Here is a 3617-nt window from a genome sequence, read left to right on the forward strand (position 1 = left end):
CACAATCCAGGGAACAGGTGGAGGAAAGACTCATACATATGATGTTACACTGGTTGTTCAGCCTAACGCTCCTATGCTTGACCACTTTGAGTTTTCTCCAATATCATCCCCTAAGGTAGCAAATACTTCTTTCACCGTCACAATCACTGCAAAAGATCAGTATGGTAATACTTACACAGGATTTAACTCATCAATTAATCTTTCTGTTAACAAAGGCTCAATATCTCCAACAACCACTTCAAACTTTGTTAACGGAGTTCTTTCTAACTTTCAGGTTACAATCCCTACTGCCAATACAGGTGTTACAATCACTGCAACTTACTCAGGTAAAACAGGCACAAGCAACTCATTTGACGTAAACCCCACAATCACCGCCTCAGCAGGTTCTGGTGGGTATATATCGCCATCAGGAACTATTTCAGTTAACTATGGAGAATCAAAAACATTCACAATAACTCCTTATTCTGGGTATAAGATTTCAAATGTCCAAGTTGATGGAGTTTCGGTTGGTGCAGTATCAACTTATACATTTCAGAATGTTACAGCCAATCATACAATTGAAGCAAGTTTTGAGAAAGAGATAAATCAAATAGTTATTGTCCTTCAAGTAGGTAATTCTGCCTTTGCAGTTAATGGGGAGACACGATATCTTGATTCTCCTCCTATCATTAAGAATGGGAGGACGCTTGTTCCAATAAGAACAATCATTGAAGCATTGGGAGGAACAGTCCAGTGGAATCCTGATGAAAAGAGAGTAGATATTATATTAGGGAATAATCATCTCATATTTCAAATTGGTAATCCTAATGCATATGTGAATGGGGTTCAGAAATTCATTGATGCATCAAATACGAAGGTATATCCTGAGATTATCAATGGAAGGACAATGATACCTCTGAGATTTGTTGCTGAAAATCTTGGTTGTGATGTTAAGTGGGATCCTAATACACAAACAATTACGATAACATATGGAGGATAAAAAATAGAATTATTGTAAACCTTTATCGAAATTAATTTTAACTTTTTACCTCTTTTTAGTAAAATTAAAAAGGAGGATAAGATGCCTGATAATGTTAAGAAAATTGACAAGTATGAGATCATAGAGGAGATAGGCAGAGGTGGAATGGCTATTGTCTATAAGGGATTGCATCCTTTCCTTGAGGAATATGTTGCAATAAAGGTGCTTCCAGAATATTTTGTGCAGGATAGGGAATTTGTTGAGAGGTTTACAAGGGAAGCAAAGACAATGATAGCATTACAGCATCCACATATTGTGAGGATATACGATGCAGGAATATATGAGAATAAGTACTTCATTGTAATGGATTACATAAGGGGAAGGACAATAAAAGAGTTAATAAGTGATAAGAAAGATAAGTTATTGGATGTTGATAAGATTATTGATATTGTAATGCAGGTTGCAGATGCACTATCATATGCACATAAGCATAACATAATACACAGGGATGTTAAGCCAAGCAATATACTCTACGATGAGAGTAGAGAGAGTGCATACATAACAGACTTTGGCATTGCAAAGGCAGTATCAGGGACAAAACTTACACAGACTGGGGTATCCCTTGGGACACCTGAGTATATGTCCCCTGAGCAGTTCTCTGAGACAAGTGATGTAGATCAAAGGACGGATATCTACTCTCTTGGTATTGTATTCTATGAGATGCTCACAGGAGATATACCTTTCAAGGGAGATACTCCTCTTGGTGTTGCATACAAGCATGTGCATTCTTATCCTACAAGACCAAGAATAAAGAATCCGAAGATATCAGTATATCTTGAGAAGATAATATTGAAGATGCTTGCAAAAGATCCAAATGATAGATACCAATCAATGGATGAAGTTATACAGGATTTGAAGTTGTTTAAAGATAAGGATTATGAACATATGATTGCTTCATCATATGTTGAGGAGAAGAAATGCAAACTTACAGTGAGATCGGAGCCTGAGGGGGCAGAAATATACCTCGATGGAGAATATATTGGAGTAACACCGTTAGAAGACACAGAAGTATCATTTGGAAAACATAAGATATTACTCGTCTCGCCCGGATATAAGGTAAAAACAGATGATTTAGAAATACCATTAACCAAAAAAGCGCACGAGGTTTTCTTTAAACTTCAGCCCGAGCTTGGGCTTAAGAAAGAAAAGGTTAATGAAAAGGGGTTGTCAGAAGAGGATACTGTTGCCATACCAAAAGTAGATGTTAAGGAAGAGATACCACATGAAGAACAAAGAGAGGAAATTACCTCTTCAGAGGAAAAAACGGTGAAGATGACGAAAGAAAATAAATCAGAGGAACTATCTAATGCAGAATCTCCAAAGATTTCTGTAAAACCTGAAGAAAAAGAGACAATTCCTATAGGGAGCAGAAGCAAGAATAAGGTAAGTTCTTTAAAGCCACTTATTGCAGTTTTATCTATTATTATGCTGTTAGTTCTTGGTTTCTTTATCATAAAAGGGAACAATAGACAAAGCACAACAAATACAAATAATATCACTCCTCAATTGGCGTATCTTTCTATTTCCTCTGAGCCTCAAGGGGCTGAAGTATATATTGATGGAGTTAAGGTTGGTATAACACCATTAAATGAATTTAGTACAAAACCAGGGACTCATACTATTAAACTTACAAAGGAAGGATATCTTGATAGCAACGCTACTATCGACATAAAAGAAAAAGAAAGCAAAACCTTGTCATATACATTAAAAGAAAAGACATCAACTACTACAGCCGAAAAGGATATCCCTGTATCAATAAGTTCAAATCCAGCAGGTGCAAAAGTATACATTGATGGAAAAGAAATAGGAGCAACACCTATAGCAAACTACAGCATGAAGGCAGGAACATATACTTTAAAACTCATAAAAGATGGCTATAAAGAGTTCTCTCAAACTTTAACTTTAAGCTCTTAAGATACATCGAAGACTGTGAATATTGCTCTGGAGAAATCTTCAACTACTTCTACATCTACCTCATCCTCTACTACCACTACACCAAAAACAGGCACTCATTCAGTGAACTCAAATCCAACAGGGGCGAAAGTATATGTTGATAATAGTTATAAGGGGATAACACCTATAAAACTAAATCTTAAAGTGGGGACATATACAGTAAAAATAACAAAAACTGGATATCTTGACTACACAGAAACAGTCAAAATAACAGAAAACAAACAATACTCCATAAATCAGCCGCTTATGAAATTAGGTAAAACAGCCACAGTAAATATATCTACAAACCCTACTTATGCAACAGTTTATATAGATGGCATAGAAGTTGGTCTCTCACCACTTTTCTTTTACAAAATAGAACCAGGGCATCATGAGATAAAAGTGACAAAAGAAGGATATTTGGAATATTATGGAGAATTTACAATAAAAGATGGCGAGACAAAGACTTTGCCTCTAATTAGCCTTGCAAAATTACCTTGATGTATTGGGAGGTGAATAATACAAAAAGTATGGGATATTGAGTTCTGGAGGCTCTCAGTTTAAGCAAAAATGGATTAATGCATAATAGTTGAAAAATAAGAGTGGAGGTCCTATCTATAGGAAATAGTAAATATTAGAAGCAAGAATTATTTAAGAACTGTGCAAG

The 3617-nt window shown here is 35.7% G+C and carries 3 protein-coding genes; all 3 read left to right on the forward strand.

Annotated elements, in window-relative coordinates; genetic code table 11:
• Positions 1 to 979, forward strand: a 979-nt coding sequence (locus tag JHC30_06105) for a copper amine oxidase N-terminal domain-containing protein (GenBank protein ID MCI4463724.1), incomplete at its 5' end; no start/stop codon positions are given.
• Positions 980 to 1060: 81 nt separating this feature from the next.
• Positions 1061 to 2932 (forward strand): serine/threonine protein kinase, encoded by a 1872-nt coding sequence (locus tag JHC30_06110; GenBank protein ID MCI4463725.1) that lies wholly within the window; start codon positions 1061 to 1063, stop codon positions 2930 to 2932.
• A 15-nt stretch (positions 2933 to 2947) separates the two neighbouring features.
• Positions 2948 to 3451 (forward strand): PEGA domain-containing protein, encoded by a 504-nt coding sequence (locus JHC30_06115; protein MCI4463726.1) that lies wholly within the window; start codon positions 2948 to 2950, stop codon positions 3449 to 3451.
• The last annotated feature ends 166 nt before the right edge of the window (positions 3452 to 3617 follow it).

Source organism: Caldisericum sp., assembly GCA_022759145.1.
Lineage (GTDB): Bacteria > Caldisericota > Caldisericia > Caldisericales > Caldisericaceae > Caldisericum.